At 63.7% G+C, this 21,024-nt stretch carries 20 protein-coding genes and 1 tRNA gene; 13 read left to right on the top strand and 8 right to left on the bottom strand.

Translation table 11 applies throughout. The features are described from left to right. Window positions 1–322 precede the first annotated feature (322 nt). A complete protein-coding gene (locus tag FN060_RS11710; RefSeq protein ID WP_142588169.1) occupies window positions 323–1,510 on the top strand; it encodes an IS481 family transposase in 1,188 nt (395 codons plus the stop codon). A gap of 43 nt (window positions 1,511–1,553) precedes the next feature. On the opposite strand, the gene FN060_RS11705 is transcribed toward FN060_RS11710, so the two are convergent. Then, window positions 1,554–1,630, bottom strand: a tRNA-Arg gene (locus FN060_RS11705). A 195-nt stretch (window positions 1,631–1,825) separates the two neighbouring features. On the opposite strand from FN060_RS11705, the gene FN060_RS11700 reads away from it, so the two are divergent. Next, a complete protein-coding gene (locus FN060_RS11700) occupies window positions 1,826–2,536 on the top strand; it encodes an SDR family NAD(P)-dependent oxidoreductase (protein ID WP_142588168.1) in 711 nt (236 codons plus the stop codon). 43 nt (window positions 2,537–2,579) lie between these two features. On the opposite strand, the gene FN060_RS11695 is transcribed toward FN060_RS11700, so the two are convergent. From FN060_RS11695 to xylF, 3 genes are all read right to left on the bottom strand, one after another. Beyond that, window positions 2,580–3,365, bottom strand: coding sequence for an ATP-binding cassette domain-containing protein (locus FN060_RS11695; RefSeq protein ID WP_077546865.1), 786 nt, complete (start codon window positions 3,363–3,365; stop codon window positions 2,580–2,582). A gap of 14 nt (window positions 3,366–3,379) precedes the next feature. Beyond that, the gene (locus tag FN060_RS11690) at window positions 3,380–4,693 is read right to left on the bottom strand and encodes a sugar ABC transporter permease (RefSeq protein ID WP_077546864.1); all 1,314 of its coding nucleotides are present in this window, start codon (window positions 4,691–4,693) and stop codon (window positions 3,380–3,382) included. A 162-nt stretch (window positions 4,694–4,855) separates the two neighbouring features. Further along, on the bottom strand, window positions 4,856–5,896 hold the full coding sequence (gene xylF / locus FN060_RS11685) for a D-xylose ABC transporter substrate-binding protein (protein ID WP_077546863.1): 1,041 nt from the start codon (window positions 5,894–5,896) through the stop codon (window positions 4,856–4,858). Between the two features lie 204 nt (window positions 5,897–6,100). On the opposite strand from xylF, the gene FN060_RS11680 reads away from it, so the two are divergent. Further along, on the top strand, window positions 6,101–7,321 hold the full coding sequence (locus FN060_RS11680; protein ID WP_077546862.1) for an ROK family transcriptional regulator: 1,221 nt from the start codon (window positions 6,101–6,103) through the stop codon (window positions 7,319–7,321). 4 nt (window positions 7,322–7,325) lie between these two features. Then, complete coding sequence (locus FN060_RS11675; protein ID WP_077546861.1) at window positions 7,326–7,550, top strand: hypothetical protein; 225 nt, start codon at window positions 7,326–7,328, stop codon at window positions 7,548–7,550. On the opposite strand, the gene FN060_RS11670 is transcribed toward FN060_RS11675, so the two are convergent. Then, complete coding sequence (locus FN060_RS11670; RefSeq protein WP_077546860.1) at window positions 7,532–8,026, bottom strand: hypothetical protein; 495 nt, start codon at window positions 8,024–8,026, stop codon at window positions 7,532–7,534. The genes FN060_RS11675 and FN060_RS11670 overlap by 19 nt on opposite strands. Before the next feature lie 170 nt (window positions 8,027–8,196). Between FN060_RS11670 and FN060_RS11665 the strand changes: the two genes are divergently transcribed. The 3 genes from FN060_RS11665 (at window position 8,197) to FN060_RS11655 (ending at window position 10,372) form a co-directional block, all read left to right on the top strand. Further along, on the top strand, window positions 8,197–8,523 hold the full coding sequence (locus tag FN060_RS11665; protein ID WP_052639029.1) for a hypothetical protein: 327 nt from the start codon (window positions 8,197–8,199) through the stop codon (window positions 8,521–8,523). Window positions 8,524–8,670: 147 nt separating this feature from the next. After that, window positions 8,671–9,543: a DMT family transporter gene (locus tag FN060_RS11660; protein ID WP_077546859.1), complete on the top strand. Its 873-nt coding sequence runs from the start codon at window positions 8,671–8,673 to the stop codon at window positions 9,541–9,543. Window positions 9,544–9,622: 79 nt separating this feature from the next. Beyond that, window positions 9,623–10,372 (top strand): SDR family oxidoreductase, encoded by a 750-nt coding sequence (locus FN060_RS11655; RefSeq protein ID WP_142588167.1) that lies wholly within the window; start codon window positions 9,623–9,625, stop codon window positions 10,370–10,372. A 62-nt stretch (window positions 10,373–10,434) separates the two neighbouring features. On the opposite strand, the gene FN060_RS11650 is transcribed toward FN060_RS11655, so the two are convergent. Beyond that, window positions 10,435–11,937, bottom strand: a complete 1,503-nt coding sequence (locus FN060_RS11650) for a DEAD/DEAH box helicase (RefSeq protein WP_142588166.1) — start codon at window positions 11,935–11,937, stop codon at window positions 10,435–10,437. Window positions 11,938–12,280: 343 nt separating this feature from the next. Beyond that, window positions 12,281–12,607: a hypothetical protein gene (locus tag FN060_RS11645; RefSeq protein ID WP_052639025.1), complete on the bottom strand. Its 327-nt coding sequence runs from the start codon at window positions 12,605–12,607 to the stop codon at window positions 12,281–12,283. Between the two features lie 278 nt (window positions 12,608–12,885). Between FN060_RS11645 and FN060_RS11640 the strand changes: the two genes are divergently transcribed. Beyond that, the gene (locus FN060_RS11640) at window positions 12,886–16,557 is read left to right on the top strand and encodes a response regulator (protein WP_244665757.1); all 3,672 of its coding nucleotides are present in this window, start codon (window positions 12,886–12,888) and stop codon (window positions 16,555–16,557) included. A gap of 368 nt (window positions 16,558–16,925) precedes the next feature. Here the strand turns inward: FN060_RS11640 and mnmC2 are convergent, their stop codons facing one another. Continuing rightward, window positions 16,926–17,630: a tRNA (5-methylaminomethyl-2-thiouridine)(34)-methyltransferase MnmC2 gene (mnmC2, locus tag FN060_RS11635; RefSeq protein WP_142588165.1), complete on the bottom strand. Its 705-nt coding sequence runs from the start codon at window positions 17,628–17,630 to the stop codon at window positions 16,926–16,928. Between mnmC2 and FN060_RS11630 the strand changes: the two genes are divergently transcribed. The 5 genes from FN060_RS11630 to FN060_RS11610 all read left to right on the top strand — a co-directional run bounded on the left by FN060_RS11630 (window position 17,629) and on the right by FN060_RS11610 (window position 21,022). Next, window positions 17,629–18,819, top strand: a complete 1,191-nt coding sequence (locus tag FN060_RS11630; RefSeq protein WP_142588164.1) for an NAD(P)/FAD-dependent oxidoreductase — start codon at window positions 17,629–17,631, stop codon at window positions 18,817–18,819. The two genes, mnmC2 and FN060_RS11630, sit on opposite strands and share 2 nt — an antisense overlap. Window positions 18,820–18,894: 75 nt before the next feature. Next, entirely contained in the window at window positions 18,895–19,821 is a 927-nt protein-coding gene (gene puuE / locus FN060_RS11625) for an allantoinase PuuE (RefSeq protein WP_077546855.1), read from the top strand. Further along, window positions 19,818–20,315 carry a 2-oxo-4-hydroxy-4-carboxy-5-ureidoimidazoline decarboxylase gene (gene uraD, locus FN060_RS11620; protein WP_142588163.1) on the top strand — a complete coding sequence of 166 codons (498 nt, stop codon included), beginning with the start codon at window positions 19,818–19,820 and terminating at the stop codon, window positions 20,313–20,315. The genes puuE and uraD overlap by 4 nt, the downstream gene beginning before the upstream one ends. A gap of 58 nt (window positions 20,316–20,373) precedes the next feature. After that, a complete protein-coding gene (locus FN060_RS11615) occupies window positions 20,374–20,667 on the top strand; it encodes a nucleotidyltransferase family protein (RefSeq protein ID WP_142588162.1) in 294 nt (97 codons plus the stop codon). 121 nt (window positions 20,668–20,788) lie between these two features. Further along, window positions 20,789–21,022, top strand: a complete 234-nt coding sequence (locus FN060_RS11610) for a HepT-like ribonuclease domain-containing protein (RefSeq protein WP_244665756.1) — start codon at window positions 20,789–20,791, stop codon at window positions 21,020–21,022. Window positions 21,023–21,024: the final 2 nt, after the last annotated feature.

Genomic DNA, 21,024 nt, shown 5'->3' with positions numbered 1-21,024 from the left:
TGTCCTCCAAATAAAGGACAGAGTATCACGCAGTTTATAGTACGCAATCCACCCGGCATGCCTGCGAAACGTCATGCTCGTCCGTGCCGGTCGCTTTCCGACACCTGCGTGCCTCGCAACTCTCAAAGCATCGGCAAAGGTGATGAGGGCTCATCGAGGATCACATGCATCGCCGGATTCAGGTCGGACGCTCAACCCGCGCGGTAGAGCTTCGCTAAACGCAGCTTAACCGGAGGATGTTCGAATGCCCGACCTGAGAGATAGGTGACGTTTTGTACCGGAGACATGGGTAACACTTTCCGCTTTTTCGCGGGAGGTGTTGATGCCGTGGAAAGAGACTTCGATGATGGAGGAACGTCTACGCTTTGTCGCCCGGCTGCTGGAGGGCGAAGGTATGAGCGATGTGTGCCGGGAGTTCGGCATCTCGCGCAAGACCGGCTACAAAATCTTCAACCGCTACAAGGAAGACGGCCTGGAGGCGCTGACGGATCGATCGCGTCGGCCGGTGCGTTACGCCAATCAGTTGCCCGAACCAGTCGAGGCGATGATCGTGCGCCTCAAGAAGGAGAAACCGCACTGGGGCGCACGCAAGATCCGAGAGTTGCTGGTAAAGCGCCTGGCCGGCGACGTGCGGGTGCCGGCCAAAAGCACTGTCCATGCCGTTCTCGACCGGCACGGACTGGTCGCGCACGCCCGCAAACGGCAACGCTGCCGGGCCGGAGGAACGGCTTTGTCCCAGGCATTGCTGCCGAACGATCTCTGGTGCGCCGACTTCAAGGGCGAGTTCAAGCTCGGCAACGGCCAATACTGTTACCCGCTGACGGTGACCGACCAGGCCTCGCGCTACCTCCTCGCCTGCGAAGCCTTTGAATCGACGCGCGAACCAGCGGTCTTCGATGCCTTCCGCCGGCTGTTTGTCGAATACGGTCTGCCGAGAGCGATCCGGAGCGACAATGGTTTGCCTTTCGCCAGTCCCAATGGGCTCTACAATCTCTCGAAGCTGTCGGTCTGGTGGTTGCGGCTCGGCATCGCGCTCGAGCGCATCAGGCCGGGCTGTCCCCAACAGAACGGTCGGCATGAGCGCATGCACCTGACGCTGAAGAAGGAAGCCACCCGTCCGCCCGGCAAAAACATTCTCCAGCAGCAAGCGCGCTTCGATGCATTCGTCAGCGAATTCAATACCGAACGGCCGCATGAGGCGCTGGCAATGAAGGCTCCCGCCGAGCTCTACACGGGGTCATCGCGCAGCTATACCGGCCTGCCGGAGATCGACTATCCTCTCCATGACAGAGAGGCCCTGGTCACCAATTGCGGCCGCATCTGCATCTATCGCAAGAAGATAAATATCTCGACCGTGCTGGCCGGCCAAAAACTCGGAATCAAGGAAGTCGACGACGGCATTTGGCTCGTCAGCTTCATGCATTATGATCTGGGATACATCGACCTGGAGCAGAGGACCTTGCAAACCATCGACAACCCGTTCGGCACGAGGTTGTCACCCATGTCTTAGGAACAATCTGTTACCGATGTCTCCAGGCTGAACAAAACGTAAATGGCGCACCCGACAGGATTCGAACCTGTGACCTTTGGAATCGGAATCCAACACTCTATCCAGCTGAGCTACGGGTGCTAACCGCCGGCGAGTCTCGCTCGCCGCTCCGATGGCTGGTACTTAACCCAGGATGCGGCCGGCATCAATGCCCATGATTGGTTGGCGCGGAAAATAGATCGCGCGCCTGAACCGGTGGCCGGAGCGCCTCGTACAGGGTCATGATAAGGCCGGTCAGGCGGCCGCAGCCGCGTCTGCGGTCAAGGCGAGCGGGCAATGCCAAGGGGAAGGATAAAGTCTCTGCCATCGGGATACCGTGCCTTGGTCGTCGGCGCGAGCGGCGGGATTGGTGCGGCCGCGGCGGAGCTGCTGCGGGACGAGCCCGGCTGCGGCGGCGTCGAGACGTTGTCGCGCCGCGACGACGGTCTCGACCTGACGGAGGAGGGCACCATTGCCGCTGCCGCTGAAAGGCTGCGTGACGGCACGCCGTTCGATCTCGTGTTCGACGCGACGGGCGCTCTGACGATCGACGGCATCGGGCCCGAAAAAACCATCCGCGTGCTCGATCCGCAGGCGATGGCGAAGCAGTTTGCCGTCAACGCGATCGGGCCGGCGCTCATCTTCAAGCACTTCCTGCCGCTCCTGCGCCGCGATCGCCGGGCGGTCTTCGCGACCCTGTCTGCCCGGGTCGGCTCGATCGGCGACAACCGGCTCGGCGGCTGGATCTCCTACAGGGCCTCGAAGGCGGCGCTCAACCAGATCGTCCGGACCACCGCCATCGAGGCGGCGCGGACGCATCCGCAGGCGGTGATTGCGGCGCTTCATCCCGGTACGGTGACGACGCCGTTGTCGGAGCCTTACAGCGCGGGGCGCGAGCGCCTGTCCCCCGATCATTCGGCGCGGATGCTGCTCGACGTGCTGGACGGTTTGCAGCCGGCCCAGAGCGGGCGGTTCTTCGCCTATGACGGCAGCGCGATCGAGTGGTGACACGAGCGGGCAGAAAGGGAAGGGGCTCCGAAGAGCCCCCCATTCATGCCATCATCATTGCACCCGGCCCAGGCGTGGCGCCGGGCGGGCACTTGCCGAGGATGATCATGCCGAGCACCTCGTCCTTGGTCACGTCCTCTGTGCGGGCATGGCCCACCACCTGTCCGTTCTTCATGACGAAGACGCGGTCGGCGAGGTCGAAGACGTCGTGGATGTCGTGGCTGATCAGGAAGATGCCGATGCCTTCCTTCTTCAACTGCTTGATGAGGTCGCCCACCTGCGCCGTCTCATGCGGCCCGAGCGCTGCCGTCGGCTCGTCCATGATGAGGATGCGGGCGTCGAAGAGGATCGCACGTGCGATCGCCACCGACTGCCGCTGGCCGCCCGAAAGCGCCTTCACCGGTTCCTTGAAGCGCTTGAAGTTGGGGTTGAGACGCCCCATCACCTTGCGCGCATTGGCTTCCATGGCGACATCGTCGAGCGTGCCCCAGGCCGTCTGCAGTTCGCGGCCGAGATAAAGGTTGGCGGCGGCATCGACGTTATCGGCAACGGCGAGCGTCTGGTAGATCGTCTCAATGCCGAATTTCTTGGCGTCTCGCGGGTTCTTGATGTCGGCAGGCTCGCCGTTGATCAGAATCTCGCCAGCATCGCGGCGATAGGCGCCCGACAGGATCTTGATCAGGGTCGACTTGCCGGCGCCGTTGTGGCCGAGCAGGGCGACGACCTCGCCCGGATAAAGGTCGATGCTCGCGTTCTCAACGGCATGGATCCCGCCGAATGAGATGGAAATATTCCGCATTTCCACGAGCGGAGTGTGTTGGTCCGTCACGATGAAAACTCCTGTTACTTGGCGCGGGCGCGGTAGACGGTGTCGAGCCAGACGGCGAGCACCAGGACCGCACCGACGACGATGCGCTGCAGCGGCGTGTCGATGCCGAGCAACACCATGCCGGACTGAAGGGACTGCATGACCAGCGCGCCGAGCATGGCGCCGGCGATCGTGCCCATGCCGCCCGAGAGCGAGGTTCCGCCGATCACGGCGGCCGCGATCGTGTAGAGTTCGTCCAGTTCACCTTGCGCATTCGTCGCCGCGTTCAGGCGGGCCGTGGAGATGGCGGCGGCGATGGCGCAGAGCATGCCCATCAGCGCGAAGATGCGGACGGTCACCCAGCGGGTCTTGATGCCGGCCAGCTCTGCCGCCTCCGGATTGCCGCCGATGGCAAAGACGTAGCGGCCGAACCGCAGGCGGGTGGCGATGAAGGTCATGACGATGCCGACGCCGATCGCGATCAGCACGGGAATGGCGATGCCGTGCGAGATCAGGAGGCCGCCCTCCGGCCAGTCGATGCCGCTGGCTTCCGCGTATCGGCGGGCAATGGCGACGGGCCAGTAGTAGCTGTTGGCCACCTGCACCACACCCAGAACGACCAGACAGCTGATGGCACCGATCACGTACTCGGCCCAGACAGGCTTGCGGGGGAAGGCAAAGCGTTTGCGCTGCCGGCGCGCGTTGATGATGGCCGCGATGATGGCAAGGCAGGCGACGAGGCCGACGATCCAGCTCCAGGTGGCGCCGATCGAGCCCTCCGTGCCCCCGCCCATCAGTCGGAATGTCGGGTTCATCGGCGCGACCGTCTGGCCACTGGTGACGAACCATGTGGCGCCACGCCAGATGAGCAGCCCGCCCAGCGTGACGATGAAGGAGGGGACGCCGAGGAAGGCAATGATCGATCCCTGCAATGCACCGATCATTGCGCCCACCAGCAGGCCCGTCGCAAGCGCTACGATCCAGATGGCGGGATGATTGAAACCGAGCAGCTGCGGGAGGATCTGCGCCTGCATCACGCCCATGATCATGCCGGTGAAGCCGAGGATGGAGCCCACCGAAAGGTCGATGTTGCGAGTGACGATGACGAGCACCATGCCGGTGGCCATGACCGCCACCGACGATGTCTGTACGGTCAGGTTCCACAGGTTGCGGGGCGTCAGGAACAGCCCGCCCGTCAGGAAGTGAAAGCCCAGCCAGATGATCAGCAGCGCACCGATCATGCCGAGAAGGCGTGTGTCGATCTCGGTGGCGCGGAAGAAGCGCGTTACCGGGTTGGCATCCGCATGGCGCGGCCCGCCGGTTGTCGTAGAATGCATCGTATCGGCCATTCCTGCCGTTCCCCACCTCTTGAGCGCATCCGGGACGTCTTGCATCCAATCGGGAGTGCGCCGTCTGCGGGCGGATCGTCGAGAACCGCCCCTTCAATGACAAATCCCGGCGTTACGGCGATGGGCTGTAACGCCGGGACTTCCCTGGCTATCGGCTGGCGATTAGTCGCAGGCGGCGACCGAGCCGGCCTTCACGCCCTGGCAAGCCTCTTCCTTGCTGATCCAGCCGGCTTCGATGACAACATTGAGGTTGTCCTTGGTGACCGGAAGCGGAGCGAGGAAGACGGACTTCATCTCGGCACCCTTCGGGCCGCCCGTGAAGGTCTCGACATTCGGGATCTCGTCCATGGTCTTGCCACCGGCGAGAGCCAGAGCGATCTCGGCCGCATTCTTGCCGAGTTCACGGCTGTCCTTCCAGACAGACACCGTTTGGGTGCCGAGCGCGACGCGGTTCAGAGCTGCCTTGTCAGCATCCTGGCCGGACACCGGCACGGAACCGGCAAGGCCCTGGGCGTCGAGAGCGGAGATCGCGCCGCCGGCGGTGCCGTCGTTCGATGCGACGACTGCATCCACCTCGTTATTGTTGGCCGTCAGGAACTGCTCCATGTTCTTCTGGGCGTTCTCCGGCTTCCAGCCGTCCGTATAGGCTTCGCCGACGTTCTTGATCTTGCCGGAGTCCATGGCTTCCTTCAGCACTTCCATCTGGCCGGAGAACAGGAAGTCCGCGTTCGGATCGGAGGAGGAGCCCTTGATGAAGACGTAGTTGCCTTCGGGTGCCACCTTGAAGACCTCGCGGGCCTGCATGCGGCCGACTTCCTTGTTGTCGAAGGTGATGTAGAAGGCTTCCGGGTTCTCGATCAGGCGGTCATAGCCGACAACCGGAATACCTTCCGCGGTCGCCTTCTCGATGGCCGGGCCGATCGCGTCGCTGTCCTGCGCCAGGACGATCAGCGCGTTTGCGCCCTGCGAGATCAGCGACTCGACGTCGGTAAGCTGCTTTGCAGCGGACGACTGGGCATCGGCGGAAATGTACTTCGCGCCGGCTGCCTCGAGGGCGGTCTTGATCGCGGCTTCATCGGTCTTCCAGCGTTCTTCCTGGAAGTTCGACCAGGAAACGCCGACGACGAGTTCCTGCGCCAGAGCGGCGGTCTGCATTGTGACGACGATGGCTGCACCAGCCATCAGCTTGACGATTGACTTCATGATGTCCTCCCGAATGACGGCGGATGGCCAAAGCCTTCCGTGCTCTCCCCCCGCCAGATTAGCTGCCAGTCAAAGCAGGATCGCTTTTTTCTCGACAGTCGAGAAATTAACTGTCAGAGATTTTCCGGGGAGTCAATGAGGTGGATTGAGTGAAGTCGCCTCTTCGACTATCGGAGGATGAACCCGAGGGAGATGCAGGCGTAGATGCTGGGCAAGTCGAGTACCGAACTGGTCCGGCACCAGAACAGCGCGCTGGTCCTTTCCGCTCTGCGGCGCAGCGGCAGGCTCTCCCACACGCAGCTTGCCGAAGCGACCCGCCTTTCCTCGGCCACCGTCTCCGCCATCACCGCCGAACTCGAGCGCAGCGCGATCATCGAGAAGAGCGAGCAGCAGGCGGCTACGGGGCGCGGCCGCCCGCGGGTGCTCTTCAGCCAGACGCGCGGTTGCGGCTACGTCATCACCGTCATCGTCTCCTCCGATTTGATCCAGTATTCGCTCGTCGACTATGCCGGCACACTGCTCGATCGGTTCGCCGAGGCAAGGCGAGGGGCGGCTCCGGAATTCATTGCGGCCATCAACGCCGGGCTGGAGCGTGCGGTGGAGCGTTCGTCTATCGGCCGCGAGCAGGTGCTCCTCGTGTCGATCAGCAGCAAGGGTCTCGTCAGCGCCGATGCGCCGGTGCTCGTCTGGTCTCCCGTGCTTGGTGCCGATCCCGTCGATTTCCGGCTGGCTCTTGGCGACGAGTGGGGCGGCAAGGTCATCCTCAACAACGAAACCCTGCTGGTTGCAAAGGCGCTGCAGCAGCGTCTCGCCCGCAAGGGCGAGGCCCCCGCGTCGCTGGCGGCGCTTTCGCTCGGCCACAGTATCGGCCTCGGCATCGCACGCATCACCCGCGACGGGGAGACGGAAATCTCGGCGCCGAATTTCGGGCATATGCTGCATATTCCCGGTGGTGCGCTCTGTCGCTGCGGGGCACGCGGCTGCATCGAGGCCTATGCGGGGTCTTATGCCGTTCTGCGGACGGCGTTCGAGGTGCCGGTGGACACCGTGCCGGCGAAGTTCGTTCCGCTGCCGGAGGTGGACAAGATCGCCCAGCAGGCGCGACAGGGACATCGGATGGCGGGCTTCGCTTTCCGGCAGGCGGGTATTGCGCTCGGCAACGGCCTGTCGCGTCTCCTCAGCCTGCACGGCCACATGCCGGTCCACATCACCGGGCCGGGAATGCGCTACTACGACCTGATGCGGGCGGGCGTCGAGGAAGGACTGGCGCAGACCCACGTGGTGCGCCTGTCCGGCATGCCCCAGCTCGACGTAGTGCCCGATGAGCCGGCACTGGTCTTCGAGGGGCATCTGGGGCTTGCGTTTCAGCGCATAGATCAGGATATCCTCTCCCTGCGTGCACCAATCCAGGCGGCCGGAGAATGACGACATGATCGACCTCGACCATCCCTTCTACAAGCCCCTCTGGGCCCGGTTGCTGATCGTCGGCGTCTGTGCCGGCTGGGCCGGCCTGGAATTCTGGAGCGGGGCGCCGGTCTGGGGAATGATCGTCGGCGCGCTCGGGATCTATTCCGCCTACAAGCTCTTCTACGAATTCAACCGCAGGCCATCCGCAGATGCGGCCCAGAAGTCTGCTCAGGAGGAGCGCCAGTAGAGGTCCTTCATGGCGCGGTCGATCAAGAGGTTCGCGGTCTTCATCCTCAGCGTCGCATTGTCCCGCAGCGCCTCCGGCACCCGGTCCGGATGATTGTCCTTGGCAAACCGCCTCCGCTTTTCCGCCAGCGTCTCGGCCGTGTCCGTTTCGCTGACGGCCAGTTCCTCGGCAATCTCTGCTTCGGCAAGCCGGAGCAGGTGCGGTGGTGTCGGTTCTTCGACCGGCTGCTCCGTCACCTGTTCACCCCTCGGCTCCGTTTCGGGTTCCGGGATGTCGGCCAGCAGGTCGAGATAGGCGTCTCGGGCGGCGTGGCCCGTCGCCTCCGAATCGGTATCGGCCTCCGTCGTGGCGGCGACGAAAGCCGTCTTCAGCCCAGCCTGCCGGAAGGCGGGCTGGTACGTCTCGTCCTCATCCTGTTTGCCTTCCTCGTCCAGCCGGGTCAGTACCGACTGGAACAGCGATTGCCCGACCAGCATGCCGTTTCCCCATTTCGGGGAGACAGGATCACACGGAGTTGGCGCCGGGCTTGCGGGCGGGCGCTCGTCACGGCGGATGGCAACTCCCGAACGTGTTTCTTTAACGGCCTGTATACTGGTTCGCTTCTACTGTTCGCGCGTCTGGGTCTGTCTTTGAGTACGGGGGCATTATGAGTGAAATACAGAATCGGGCTGTCCAACTTCTGCAGCTTCAGCATCCCTCGCTCGACAACAAGGCCGCCGATTTTCGCTTCCAGATGCTGAAGGCGTCGCTTCTCCTCTACCGCAGTATCGGTGGCTCGCCGAGCGTCGGCCACGAGCTCGTTCGCGAAGCCTTTGAGACCGATCCCGGCGATGTGGCCGATTGTGTCGGCGAACTGATGAAAGCGATTGCCGCCGTCAGCCATCTGCAGGATCTCGACATGATGCAGGCTGCCTACAACACGCTCGACGTCAGCTTCCGCCGCGTGCTCTCGCTGCAGGCGAAGGTCGCCTGAGGGCCGGTACCTCCGGCGCTGCTCCGCGCCCTCCGGTTCTTCCTGCTCAACCGGACTGATCCTCGCTGTCAGCATTTCTGCTTTGACGTGCCGCCGGTCGGCGACTAGGAAGGCCGTTCCCTCCTTGCCGTCTGCCGGGACTCCTTCATGCTCGACCGCCTGGCTCCGGCCCTCTTCGTCCTTCTCTGGTCCACCGGCTGGCTGGTCGCCAAGTTCGCGGTCGCGCATGCCGATCCGCTGACCTTCATGGCGGCCCGCCATGCGCTGGCGGCGATCGCGTTTACCGGCCTCTGCCTCGCCGTCGGCGCGACCTGGCCTTCAAGCCGCAGGGTGGCCGGGTATGCGATGCTCTCCGGCGTCTTCCTGCATGGCCTCTATCTGGCCGGCGTCTGGTGGGCGATCGGGCAGGGGGTGCCGGCGGGGCTGTCCGGGATCATCGCCGGGCTGCAGCCGCTGCTGACGGCTGCCATGGCGCCGTTGCTGATCAGCGAACGGCTTCGCCCCCGCCAGAAGATCGGCATCGTCGTCGGCTTCGTCGGCATCCTGATCGCCATCTCGCCGCAACTTCTCGACACGTTTGAGAAGGGACTGGCAGGACTGGGCTTCCCCGTGATGGTCAACCTTCTCGCGATGTTTTCGGTCACCTATGGCACGCTCTACCAGAAGCGCCACCTGCAGCAGGGCGACCTCCTGACGATCGCTGTCTTGCAGTTTGTCGGCGCTTTTCTGGTGACGCTGCCACTGGCGCTTGCGTTCGAGGACCTGCGCTTCGACTGGACGGGGGAGGCGATCTTCGCCATGGCCTGGTCGGTCTTCGGCATTTCCATGGGCGCCGTTGGGCTGCTGCTCTACCTGATCCGTCGTGGCCAGGTATCGCGTGCCGCTTCGCTCATCTACCTGATGCCGCCGGTGGTGGCGATCGAGGCCTTCTTCCTGTTCGGCGAACCGATGACGCTGCCGATGATCGTCGGAACGGTCATCGTCGTCGCAGGCGTTTACATGGTGAACCGCAAGGCATAGCGGGACTGTTTTCGGGTCAGGGAACGGGTGTCGACACAAGCCGGCACTGGCTAGGCAATGGGTCTCAACAGGGAAGGAGATCCAGATGCTTGAGAACAAGGTTGCCATCATCACCGGTGCGTCCAGCGGAATTGGGCTTGCCGCCGCAAGGCTGTTCGCGGCCGAAGGCGCGGCGCTCGTCCTCAACGCCCGCCGCCAGGAGAACCTCCAGGTGGTGGTCGAGGAGATCACTGCTGCCGGCGGGCGTGCCTATGCCGTTGCCGGCGACGTGGGCGAGGACGAGACGCACCGAAGAATGATCGAGGCGGCGGGCGACATGTTCGGCGGCCTCGACATCGCGTTCAACAACGCCGGCTCGGTCGGACCGTACAAGCCGCTTGCCGAGGTGATGCCGGAGGAATGGGGAGAGGCTCTCGCCGTCAACCTCACCGGCGCCTTCCTCGGCGCAAGACGGCAGATACCCGCCATGCTCGAAGGGGGAGGCGGGTCGATTGTCTTCACCTCCACCTTCGTCGGAACAAGCGTGGGCATTCCCAATATGGGAGCCTATGCATCTGCCAAGGCCGGCCTGATGGGATTGGTGAAGGCGATCACGGCCGATTACGGCTCCCGCGGCATCCGGGCCAATGCGCTGCTGCCCGGCGGCGTGGATACCCCGGCCGCTGGCGATGCGGCACAGAAGGAATGGGCGGCCGGCCTGCACGCGCTGAAGCGAATCGCGCAGCCGGAGGAGATTGCGCGCGCGGCGCTCTTCCTTGCCGGACCGATGGCGAGCTTCGTTGCGGGCACGGCACTGTTTGCCGATGGAGGCAATGCAGCGGTCAAGTAGCCGAAACAGAAAGAGGCCGCGATGGCGGCCTCTTTCGTATCCGGTCTGGCCGAGCGAACCGCTCAGGCCGGACGGCGGCTGCGGCCTTCGTTGCCGCCGCCGAAGCGGACCGGGCCGGGATTGCCGCTGGCCTTCTGGGCCGGGCGGCCATGGCCGTTGCGGCTGCGCTGGTTGCCGCTCTCGTGGGCGCCGTGAGCTGCCGGGCCATTACCCTTGCGATGCTCCTTGCGCGCCGGCCGGCTGCCGTTCGCGTGCGCCGGGCGTTCTCCAGCTTCACCGCGACCTTCGCCGCCTTCCGCTGCAAAGAACGGCTTGCGGGCCGGACGCTTGCGCTGCTGCGGGCGTCCTTCACCACCGGCCGGCTGGCCGTTGCCGCGACCGCGATTACCGCCGCGGCTGTTGTTGTTGCCGCGTGCCGGGCGATTGAGCCCCTCCGGGCGCTCGCCAGAGGCCGTGGCGATCTCGATCCCCATCAGCTTCTCGATGTCGCGCAGCAGCCCGGTTTCTTCTGACGTGCAGAAGGCGATCGCGATGCCGTCGCGACCGGCGCGTGCTGTACGACCAATCCGGTGGATATAGGCATCCGGGACTTCCGGCAGGTCGTAGTTGAAGACGTGGGTGACATCGGGGATGTCGATGCCGCGGGCAGCGACGTCGGTCGCGATCAGCGTCTGGATCTCCCCGTCACGGAAACCCTTCAGTGCCCGCTCGCGCTGGCCCTGGCTCTTGTTGCCGTGGATGGAGGCAACCGAATAGCCCACCTGGTCGAGATGCTTCATCAGCTTCTCGGCTGTATGCTTGGTGCGCATGAAGACGATCGCCCGGCCACCGGCATTGGCGGTCAGCGTCTTCTTCAGGAGCTCGGTCTTGTCGTTCTTGCCGCCGACGAAGTGCACGTACTGCTCGACCTTGTCGGCAGCCTTGCCCGGAGGCGTCACCGACACCTGGATCGGATCCGTCAGGTAGTCGCCAGCCAGTTCGGCAATCGCCTTCGGCATGGTCGCCGAGAAGAGCAGGGTCTGGCGCTTCTTCGGCACCATCTTGGAGATCTTGCGAAGGTCGTGGATGAAGCCGAGGTCGAGCATCTGGTCGGCCTCGTCGAGGACGAGATAGCGGACGGTGGTCAGGCCGATCGCCTTGCGGGCAATGAGGTCCAGCAGGCGGCCGGGCGTTGCGACGAGGATGTCGGTGCCCTTTTCCAGCATCTGCTGTTGCTTGTTGATGGATGCGCCGCCGACCACCGAATTGACCTTCAGCGGCATGCCACGGACATAAGCCTTCAGGTTGACGGCGATCTGGTTCACCAGTTCGCGAGTCGGTGCGAGGATCAGAGTACGCGTCGTGCGGTTGTCGGGACGCTTGGGGTCCTTCGACAGCATCTCGATGAGCGGCAGGCCGAAGGCGGCCGTCTTGCCGGTGCCGGTCTGGGCGAGACCAATGAGGTCGCGGCCCTGGAGAAGATGCGGGATAGCCTCAGCCTGGATCGGCGTCGGAGTGTCGTAGCCCAGGGTGGAAAGGTTGGCTACGAGCTGCTTGGCGAGGCCAAGCTCATGGAAATTCGTCAAGTCGAATACCTTTTCGGGGCGCCAAAAGCGCACGACCGGCTACGGCACCATGCCGTCCGGTTTGCCCTTGGCGTCAAGAACCCCGCGTGAAGTGGGAACTTGTGTGTTGGAAATTGCTTCCCAGCGCGTAAACCCTCGGGAGCGAGGGCGATCTGTCTGTGCGCCTTGTTCCTTCTTCGCGAACCTGTGTCGCAGGGCCAGCTCACGCGGCGGCCGGAAGGTGAAAGCTGAGCCTCATTTGGTGGATGAGTGGTCGAAAGTCAAGCTGCGATTTCGCAACCGCAAAAAGAAGGGCCCGCACCGGAGTACCGGATGCGGGCCTTTCGAACTGCTGATGAATGGATCAGTAGCAGACGCGGGCGCGATAGGCTTCGCCCCATTCATTCTCCACCCATTCGTAATGGCAGCGTGGTGCCGCGCGATAATAGGTGCGGCGGTAGACGGGTCGCGGAGGGGGCGCGTATTCGTATTCCGGCTCGACGTAGACGCGGCGCGGCTGGGATGCGATGGCGCCGCCGATGATCCCGCCGGCCAGGCCTGCCGCGACACCAACCCAGACGTCGTCATTGTGGCGCCCGCCGGCCTGGGCCGCAGGCGCCGTCGAAATCATCGCGCCGGCCAATGTCAGCGCGACCAGACCCGCAGAAGCACTTTTCTTCAGTATCGACATTTCTCGTTCCTCTCCCTTTCCGGGCACGTCAGGAGCCTCAACTATGATGGTGGCAGTTTGATGGAATTCTAATGAACGCAGGCTGAACGGCTGGTTCAGCAACATCTACCGTTCGCTCCGAATTGGCCCTCCGGCATCGGTGGCGGTCGTGAAGGCGCTGGAGTTGACAAAAAGCAACGAAAATTGCCCCGCCAGCCGGCGCGGGAAGAGGTTGTTAACCCTAACCGTGATGAGATTGCCGAATCGGAGGATAGAGAGATCGCTGCGGCGCCGGCCGGATGCGGTTGGAGCGGAAGACGGTGGAGATGCATGGCGAACTCCTGATGACGGCCTGCGCGCGGATCGAGGATCTGCGCGAACCGGCGTTCATCAAGGACAGCACGCTCAATTATGTTGCCGTCAACAGCGCCTATGCGGCGCTGTCCGCGATGATTCCCGAGGATTTCGTCGGACAGTCCACCCGCGATGACATGGCGGGTCTCTCTCAGCCGGATCGCAAGGAGCGGGAGTGCCGGGCGCTCATCTTCGGCACCGAGGAGATTGTTCACTGTTTCGATGCGTCAGGTGCGCTGCGCCACGAGATCATGATCGAGCGTTTCGTGACGGAAGACGACCGGACCTATCTCTTCGGGACCTTCCTGCCGGCGGGGGAGCCGGGCAGGGTGCCGATGCCTGAACCGAAATCTGGGGGAGGAAAGACGATGAGCCAAGGCGGGGATGAGCAGGACCTGCAGCTGGAGGATGCGCTGGACCTTCTCGATGTGGGGATCGGCATCTACGACGAGACGGACACTCTGGTCTACTACAACGCCCAGCTGATCGACTTCTTCGATTCGTTCGACGTGCGTCTCCAGATCGGCGTGACGTTCACGCAGATCTGCGAGCAGGTCTACGACAAGAGCGTTCGCAACAGCCCCCGCCTTGCCGGACGCGAGCCCCCGGAGCGGACCGCATGGGTGCGCGACAGGGTTGCGACATTCCGTTCTCCCTATTCGGAAAGCATCGAACAGCTTGCCGACGGCCGCTGGCTGAAGAGCGTCAACAAGCGCCTCGACAACGGCCTCGTCATCACACTCCGGTCGGATGTCAGCGATTTCAAGGAGCAGGAGCACCTCCTGCGCAAGAACATTGGCGAAACGGAAATCCTGCGGGCCGTTCTCGAAGACCTGCCCGTAGCGGTCTTCATGCGCGACAGCGAGCAGCGGCTCGAATTCGTCAACGCGGCCTATGAGCGGATGTTCGGCGACAAGCGTGAGAACATTCTCGGCAAGACCGACGCGGAAATGTTCCCCTGGAAAGCCGAACGCAGCCAGAGCGAGAACGACAGGATTCTGGCCGATGGCGAGGTCGCCGAGAAGGCGGAAGACAAGGCCTTTCCCGACGGGCGCGTCATTCCGGTCATCACGCGGCAGATGCGGGTCGTGGATGCCGACGGCCATCCGCACCTGGTCGGTTCGATTACAGACATAACGCCCTACAAGGAAGCCAAGGAGCACGCCGAGAAGCTTCGGGAGGATATGCAGACGATCCTGCACGGCATTCCCGTCGGCATCGGCATCCTCGACAAGGACTTCGTCTTCGAATCCGCCAATCCCGCCTTCTACGGCTTCTGGGATGCCGGCGAGCAGTTCGATCTCGTGGGCCGTTCCTACCGGGACTTCCTGAAGGTCAATTACGACCACGGCATCTACGGGGATACCGACAAGAGCTTCGAGGAAATCTACGAGCAGCGCATCGCCAACTTGACGAAGGATGGCGAGCGGCCGCCGATCGAGGTCCGTAGCGCCCAGGGCCGCGTAATCCTGATTTCCGGCACGAAACTGTCCGGCGACAAGCTGCTGCTCAGCTATACGGACATCACCGCTATCCGCAAACGCGATGAGGAGGTGCGCGCGGCTCAGCAGGCGCTCGACCGGCAGGGCGCGCTCATGCGCGAGGCCACGGGGGCGATGTCGCAGGGCCTGCTCATCCTGCATGACGGCGTGATCATGTTCTCCAACAAGTCACTGCCGGCGATGCTGGAAATCCCGGAAAGCCTCGGCTCGCCGGGGTCGCTCTGGCGCGATGTCTTCCGCTACTGCGTCAAGCGCGGCGACCTGGGCCCGACCGACGAGGCGATGGAGATCCTGCGGCTCTGGGAGGAGAATGTCAGCCAGGGCAATTCCGTGGAGGCAACCTTCCGGATCGAGGGCCGCAAGTGGATCAATGTCGAGGCCAATCTCAGTGGCGACGACCATTGGCTGGCCGTCTTCACCGATGTCACCGACGTGAAGGAACGCGAGGCAGAACTGACCCGCCTGGTCGAACGCGCCGAAGCCGCCGATCGCGCCAAATCGGAATTCCTTGCCAATATGAGCCACGAGATCCGCACGCCGATGAACGGCGTGCTCGGCATGGCCGAACTGCTGGCGAAATCTGACCTCGACACGCGCCAGAAGACCTTCATCGACATCATCGTCAAGTCCGGCAATGCGCTCTTGACGATCATCAACGACATCCTCGACTTCTCCAAGATCGACGCCGGCCAGATGAAGCTCCGCAAGGCGCCCTTCGATCCGGTCGAGGCGATCGAGGATGTGGCGACGCTCCTGTCGTCTTCCGCCGCGGAGAAGGATATCGAGCTCATCGTTCGTGGTGACGCCTCGGTGAAGGAGACGGTGCTCGGCGATGCCGGCCGCTTCCGGCAGATCATCACCAACCTCGTCGGCAATGCGGTAAAGTTCACCGAGAAGGGGCACGTCTTCATCGACCTCCACTCGGAAGCCGTCAGCGATACCGACATGATGCTGACCGTGCGGATCGAGGATACCGGCCTGGGCATTCCCGACGAAAAGCTGAAGTCGGTCTTCGAGAAGTTCTCGCAGGTCGATACCTCCTCGACCCGCCGTCACGAGGGAACGGGGCTCGGCCTTGCCATTACCGCCGGCCTTGTCGAACTCTTCGGCGGCCATATCGAGGTGACGAGCGAGGTCGGCAGGGGATCGGTCTTCACGGTACACCTGCCGTTCCCCGTCGTCAGCGAGCGCGGCACCAACACGGTTCTGCCGATCAACACTGCCGGCGCACGGGTGCTGGTGATCGACGACAACGCCGTCAACCGTCGCATCCTGACGGAACAGCTGACCATGTGGGGCTTTGATACCGTGGCCGCCGATGGCGGTGCCGAGGGACTTGCCTTCATGAACGAGGCATCACGCCTCGGGCTCGTCATCGATGCCGTCGTGCTCGACTACCACATGCCGGAGATGAACGGCCTGGATGCCGCCCGCCATATCCGCGCCGACCGCAGGTTCGACGACCTGGGGATCATCTTCCTCACCTCCATGGACATGGCCGGCGACGAAAACCTCTTCGCGGAACTGAACATCCAGGCGCACCTCATGAAGCCGGCGCGTGCCAACCTCCTGCGCGCAACGATCATCGACGTCGTGCGCTCCGTACGGATGAAGCGCCGCACCGCGCCCGTTACGGCTGCCGCGCAGGCAGTTGCCGCACCGCAGCTGGTCCTGCCTGTCGAAGGCGCGGCGTCCACGCCCGTCGTCCGCTCGCTGCCCGCGCTCGACGTGCTCGTGGCCGAAGACAACGAGGTCAACCAGATCGTCTTTACACAGATCCTGCAGGGTACCGGCTGGCGGTTCGAGATTGTCGAGAACGGTGCCAAGGCCGTCGAGGCGTGGCAGGAAAAGGATCCGGCGCTTATCCTCATGGACGTCTCCATGCCGGTCATGAACGGCCACCAGGCTACGCAGAAGATCCGCGAGCTCGAGAAGCAGGTGGGTGGCCACGTCCCGATCATCGGCGTAACGGCCCATGCGCTTGAAAGCGACAAGGAACTCTGCCTAGCAGCCGGCATGGACGACTACATGTCCAAGCCGATCAGCCCGGAACTGCTAGAGCAGAAGATCAAGGCCTGGCTGGGGGAGACATCCACCTCGGCTTCTTCCGGATGACGGGTGGCGGCACCGGATGATCCACAACGAGCGTACGAAGCTTACCGCGAACTGGTTGAATTCCATGGCATCCGGCGTGATCATAACCGGTGTGGTCGCGCCCTCAATCGCGGTGCTGTTTCAGCTCAGCATGGGATCGGGGTTAGCCCGTTGCTGCTGGTTGCGGCCAGCGGCGTTTGGCTTTCCTCCGGAATTGCACTACATTTGCTTGGGCGAAAAGTTCTCGGGAGGCTCATGTGAGCTGGTTCACTGCCTACGCTTTCTTTGGCATGCCGCTGATTGCCCTGGCAGTCGGTGTCGGCGTTTATTACCTCACCGCTCCCAGCAATCGTCAGGGCGTGCATCCCGGCGAATAGAACTGCGCCTTCCTACTTCCGCCCGCACAGCATTTCGCGCTTCCCTGCGAAACCCGGCCGTCGCTCGACCGCGAAGCCCGCTGCCTGCAGGTTGCGGCGGACGAAGCCTGCCGCGGCATAGGTGGCGAAGCTTCCGCCTTCGACGGTGCGGTCGTAGACCGCCTGCATCAGCTCCGGCGACCACATGTCGGGATTGCGCGACGGCGCGAAGCCATCGAGGAACCAGGCGTCGAACTGCGCTGGCGCAGCCATTACGCCCTCCAGCGCGGGACCGACGACGACCGTCAGGCGCGTCTGGGCATCGGCGGCAATCTCCACCCGTCCCTGCGGCGCCGCGGGCCATGCCGCCGCCAGCGCCTGCCGCTCCGCATCGATCTCCGGCCAGTGCGACAGTGCCCGGTCGATCTCCTGCGCCTGCATCGGGTAGAGCTCGAACGAGATGAAATGCAGGAAGGAACCGGGGCGTCGGGCGAGCTGCCACTGCCGCCACGTCTCGCAGAAGTTTAAGCCCGTGCCGAAGCCGAGTTCGCCGATCCGAAAGTCGCCGCCCGCCTGCCATCGATCCGGCAGCCCGTTGCCGGCGAGGAAGACGTGGCCGCATTCGAGCCGCCCGTCGCTGCGGCAATAAAAGTGGTCGCCAAACTGGGTGGAAAAGGGCATATCGCCCTCGTGCCACTGAAGGCCCTCGTCATCATTTTCTGAAATGTCGTCGCTCATGGCTAATGCCGATAGTCTCGCCGCCGGGGCCGGTCAATCGCTTCCCGCCTCTGCCGATCTGCTCATCCTCGGAGCAGGAGTCATGGGACTGTGGGCGGCGGTCAAGGCGGACAGGCTGGGCCTCCGGACGCTCCTCCTCGATGCAGGTCGGACTGGTGGCGGGGCGAGCGGCGGGCTCCTCGGTGCGCTGATGCCGCATACGCCGGACCGCTGGAACGACAAGAAGCAGTTCCAGCTCGAAGCGCTTGTGTCGCTGGAGGAGGAGGTCGCCCGGCTCGAATCAGAGACGGGTCTTTCGACCGGCTATCGCCGCTGCGGTCGCCTGATCCCGCTGCCGAAGCCCCACCTGCGGGATATCGCCGTCCGCAATGCCGAGGAGGCGCGGGAGAACTGGGCCACCGCTGGGCGGAGTTTTAGCTGGCAGGTCCTGGACAACGCGCCCGACGCCGGGTGGCCTGACGCGGCGGCCTGTGAGGCCGGCCTCGTGCACGAGACCCTTTCCGGCCGCATCTCGCCACGCCTCCTGACAAGGGCGCTGCGGGCCCGGCTGGAACTGTCGGATCACGTACAGGTCGCAGAGAATGCCGCTGCTGCGCGGATCGATCCAAGGGCGCGGTTGGTGCATCTTTCGGGCGGGTCAAGCATCGCCTTCGGTCACTGCATTGTCGCAGCGGGTCACCAGTCGTTTCCGCTCCTGCAGGCCATCGAACCGGCCGCGATTCGTCCGCTCGGGCGTCCGGTAAAGGGGCAGGCGGCGCTCCTGCGGGCCGACATCGATCCGGGCCAGCCGGTGATCTTCCTCAACGGCCTCTATGTCGTGCCGCATGACGACGGAAGGGTCGCGATCGGCAGTACGAGCGAAGAGGAGTTTGCCGATTCCGCCACCACCGACGTCAAGCTCGACGACCTGCTGGAGCGTGCGCGCCAACTGGTACCCGACCTGCAGCAAGCCCAGGTGCTCGAGCGCTGGGCGGGTCTGCGCCCGAAGGCGATCGGCCGCGAGCCCATGGTCGGCCCGCATCCGGACCATCCCTCCCTCGTTGCGCTGACGGGCGGCTTCAAGGTGAGCTTCGGGCTCGCCCACCGGTTGGCCGATGCCGCACTCGCGGGTGTGGCTGGCAACCCTATGTCGTTGCCGCCGCCCTTCGTGTTTGCGGATCATCTGCGGCTGGCGCGGGACCCATCCTGAGGCTCAGGAATCTGCCATCTCGACAGAGGGTGGAGGGCTGGCTACCGTCAGACTTCTTTTTCGTAAGGTGATTTGATGTCGTCGAAGGACTACCCTCGCAATCTCGTCGGTTATGGTCGCAACCCTCCCGATCCGAAATGGCCTGGCGGCGCCCATGTCGCCGTCCAGTTCGTGATCAACTACGAGGAGGGCGGCGAAAGCTGCATTCTCGACGGCGATCCGGCCTCGGAAAATCTGCTGTCCGAGATCGTCGGCGCGCAACCCTGGCCAAACCAGCGCAACCTCAACATGGAATCGATTTACGAATACGGTTCCCGCGCCGGCTTCTGGCGGCTATGGCGCATGTTCACCGAACTCAAGGTGCAGACGACGGTCTACGGCGTGACGCTTGCCATGGCCCGCAATCCGGAAGCGGTCGCGGCGATGAAGGAAGCCGGCTGGGAAATCGCCAGCCACGGCTACCGCTGGCTCGAATACAAGGACTTCCCGGAGGACAGGGAGCGCGAGCATATACGCGAGGCGGTCCGCCTCCACACGGAGCTGACGGGCGAGCGCCCTCTCGGCATGTACCAAGGCAAACCGTCTGACAACACGCTCAGGCTCGTCATGGAGGAGGGCGGTTTCCTCTACTCGTCCGACAGCTATGCCGACGACCTGCCCTACTGGGTGCCGGGGGTTGACGGGAAGTCGTTCCTGATCGTCCCCTATACGCTCGAAACCAACGACATGCGTTTCGCAACGCCCCAGGGCTTCAATTCCGGCGACCAGTTCTTCACTTACCTCAAGGACGCCTTCGACGTGCTCTATCGGGAGGGCCAGGAGGGCGCGCCGAAGATGATGTCGGTTGGCCTCCACTGCCGCCTCGTCGGACGTCCGGGTCGGGCCGCAGCCCTTCGCCGGTTCATCGAATACGTGCTCTCCCACGACAAGGTCTGGATCCCGCAGCGGATCGAGATCGCCCGCCACTGGCACGAACACCACAAGCCGGGAGATGCCGCATGAGCGCCCGTGAGGATTTCATCGCCCGCTTCGGCGGCGTCTTCGAACACTCCGCCTTCATCGCCGAGCGCGCCTATGACCGCGGGCTGATCTTCGTGCCGCTGACGGCGAGGGGCGTGCATCAGGCAATGGTGTCGGTCTTCCGCGAGGCTTCGCAGGAAGAGCGGCTCGCGGTCCTGCGGGCGCATCCGGATCTCGCGGGGAAGCTCGCCATCGCCGGTGAACTCACCGAGGACAGCCGCCAGGAACAGGCGGGCGCCGGCCTTGATCGCCTGAGCCCGCAGGAGCATGCGCGCTTCACCGACCTCAACACCGCCTATACGGAAAAGTTCGGCTTCCCCTTTATCATCGCCGTGAAGGGGCTCGACAAGGATGACATCCTCGGCGCCTTCGAGCGCCGCATCGGCAACAGCCTCGAGGAAGAGTTTGAGACGGCCTGCGCCCAGGTGGAACGCATCGCCAGCCTTCGGCTTGCGGCCCTCCTGCCGGAGGGTTGATCGGCTTCCCTCAATTCGCTTCCCTGCCTATATTGAGGAGGCATATCGAGGTGATGCCATGAGACCGTCCGAAGTCCTGGAGAAGAATCGCGAGGCGATCCGCGAAGCGACAAAGCGCTTCAACGCGGCGAACCCGCGCGTCTTCGGTTCCGTGGCGCGGGGGGAGGACAAGGATGGCAGCGATCTCGATATTCTCGTCGACGCGCTGCCGGGGTCGACTCTCTTTACGCTGGGCGGGCTGCATTCGGAGCTCGCGATGATCATGAGGGATGTAAAGGTCGATCTCCTCACTCCTGGCGAACTGCCGGAGAGCATCCGCAGCCGCGTCCTTGCCGAAGCCAAGACTATATGAGCGAACGGCTGCAGTTCTACCTTGAACAGATGGAGCAAGCGGCGCGGGAGGCCTGCGAGTTCACGCACGGCATGGATGCGAGGCCTTTCTCAATGACACCAGAACCCAGAAGGCGGTTGGAATGACGCTCATTATCCTTGGCGAGGGGGTGACGCGTCTTGAGCGCGACTATCCGGCTGTGGTTCGCGACCATCCGGAAATTGAATGGCAGCAAATCATTGGTATGCGTGACCGTGCGGCTCATGGATACCTGACGCTTGACATGAACATCATCTGGGAAACGGTGCAGAGCTCGATCCCCGACCTGCTTGACCGGCTCCAAACCCTCCGCCACTGGCGCCCGCAAGGCGAATGACT

This window comes from Pseudorhizobium halotolerans (assembly GCF_902153235.2).
GTDB lineage: Bacteria > Pseudomonadota > Alphaproteobacteria > Rhizobiales > Rhizobiaceae > Neorhizobium > Neorhizobium flavum.
The sequence above is the reverse complement of the archived record's forward strand: the minus strand, read 5'-3'. Positions and strand labels throughout refer to the sequence as shown.

Excerpts from the sequence above, each read along its gene's own strand:
- FN060_RS11710 (WP_142588169.1), top strand. The coding sequence starts at position 323 with ATGCCGTGGAAAGAGACTTCGATGATGGAGGAACGTCTACGCTTTGTC.
- FN060_RS11700 (WP_142588168.1), top strand. The coding sequence starts at position 1,826 with ATGCCAAGGGGAAGGATAAAGTCTCTGCCATCGGGATACCGTGCCTTG.
- FN060_RS11690 (WP_077546864.1), bottom strand. The coding sequence starts at position 4,693 with ATGGCCGATACGATGCATTCTACGACAACCGGCGGGCCGCGCCATGCG.
- xylF (WP_077546863.1), bottom strand. The coding sequence starts at position 5,896 with ATGAAGTCAATCGTCAAGCTGATGGCTGGTGCAGCCATCGTCGTCACA.
- FN060_RS11680 (WP_077546862.1), top strand. The coding sequence starts at position 6,101 with ATGCTGGGCAAGTCGAGTACCGAACTGGTCCGGCACCAGAACAGCGCG.
- FN060_RS11675 (WP_077546861.1), top strand. The coding sequence starts at position 7,326 with ATGATCGACCTCGACCATCCCTTCTACAAGCCCCTCTGGGCCCGGTTG.
- FN060_RS11670 (WP_077546860.1), bottom strand. The coding sequence starts at position 8,026 with ATGCTGGTCGGGCAATCGCTGTTCCAGTCGGTACTGACCCGGCTGGAC.
- FN060_RS11665 (WP_052639029.1), top strand. The coding sequence starts at position 8,197 with ATGAGTGAAATACAGAATCGGGCTGTCCAACTTCTGCAGCTTCAGCAT.
- FN060_RS11660 (WP_077546859.1), top strand. The coding sequence starts at position 8,671 with ATGCTCGACCGCCTGGCTCCGGCCCTCTTCGTCCTTCTCTGGTCCACC.
- FN060_RS11645 (WP_052639025.1), bottom strand. The coding sequence starts at position 12,607 with ATGTCGATACTGAAGAAAAGTGCTTCTGCGGGTCTGGTCGCGCTGACA.
- FN060_RS11640 (WP_244665757.1), top strand. The coding sequence starts at position 12,886 with ATGCGGTTGGAGCGGAAGACGGTGGAGATGCATGGCGAACTCCTGATG.
- FN060_RS11630 (WP_142588164.1), top strand. The coding sequence starts at position 17,629 with ATGGCTAATGCCGATAGTCTCGCCGCCGGGGCCGGTCAATCGCTTCCC.
- mnmC2 (WP_142588165.1), bottom strand. The coding sequence starts at position 17,630 with ATGAGCGACGACATTTCAGAAAATGATGACGAGGGCCTTCAGTGGCAC.
- puuE (WP_077546855.1), top strand. The coding sequence starts at position 18,895 with ATGTCGTCGAAGGACTACCCTCGCAATCTCGTCGGTTATGGTCGCAAC.
- uraD (WP_142588163.1), top strand. The coding sequence starts at position 19,818 with ATGAGCGCCCGTGAGGATTTCATCGCCCGCTTCGGCGGCGTCTTCGAA.
- FN060_RS11615 (WP_142588162.1), top strand. The coding sequence starts at position 20,374 with ATGAGACCGTCCGAAGTCCTGGAGAAGAATCGCGAGGCGATCCGCGAA.
- FN060_RS11610 (WP_244665756.1), top strand. The coding sequence starts at position 20,789 with ATGACGCTCATTATCCTTGGCGAGGGGGTGACGCGTCTTGAGCGCGAC.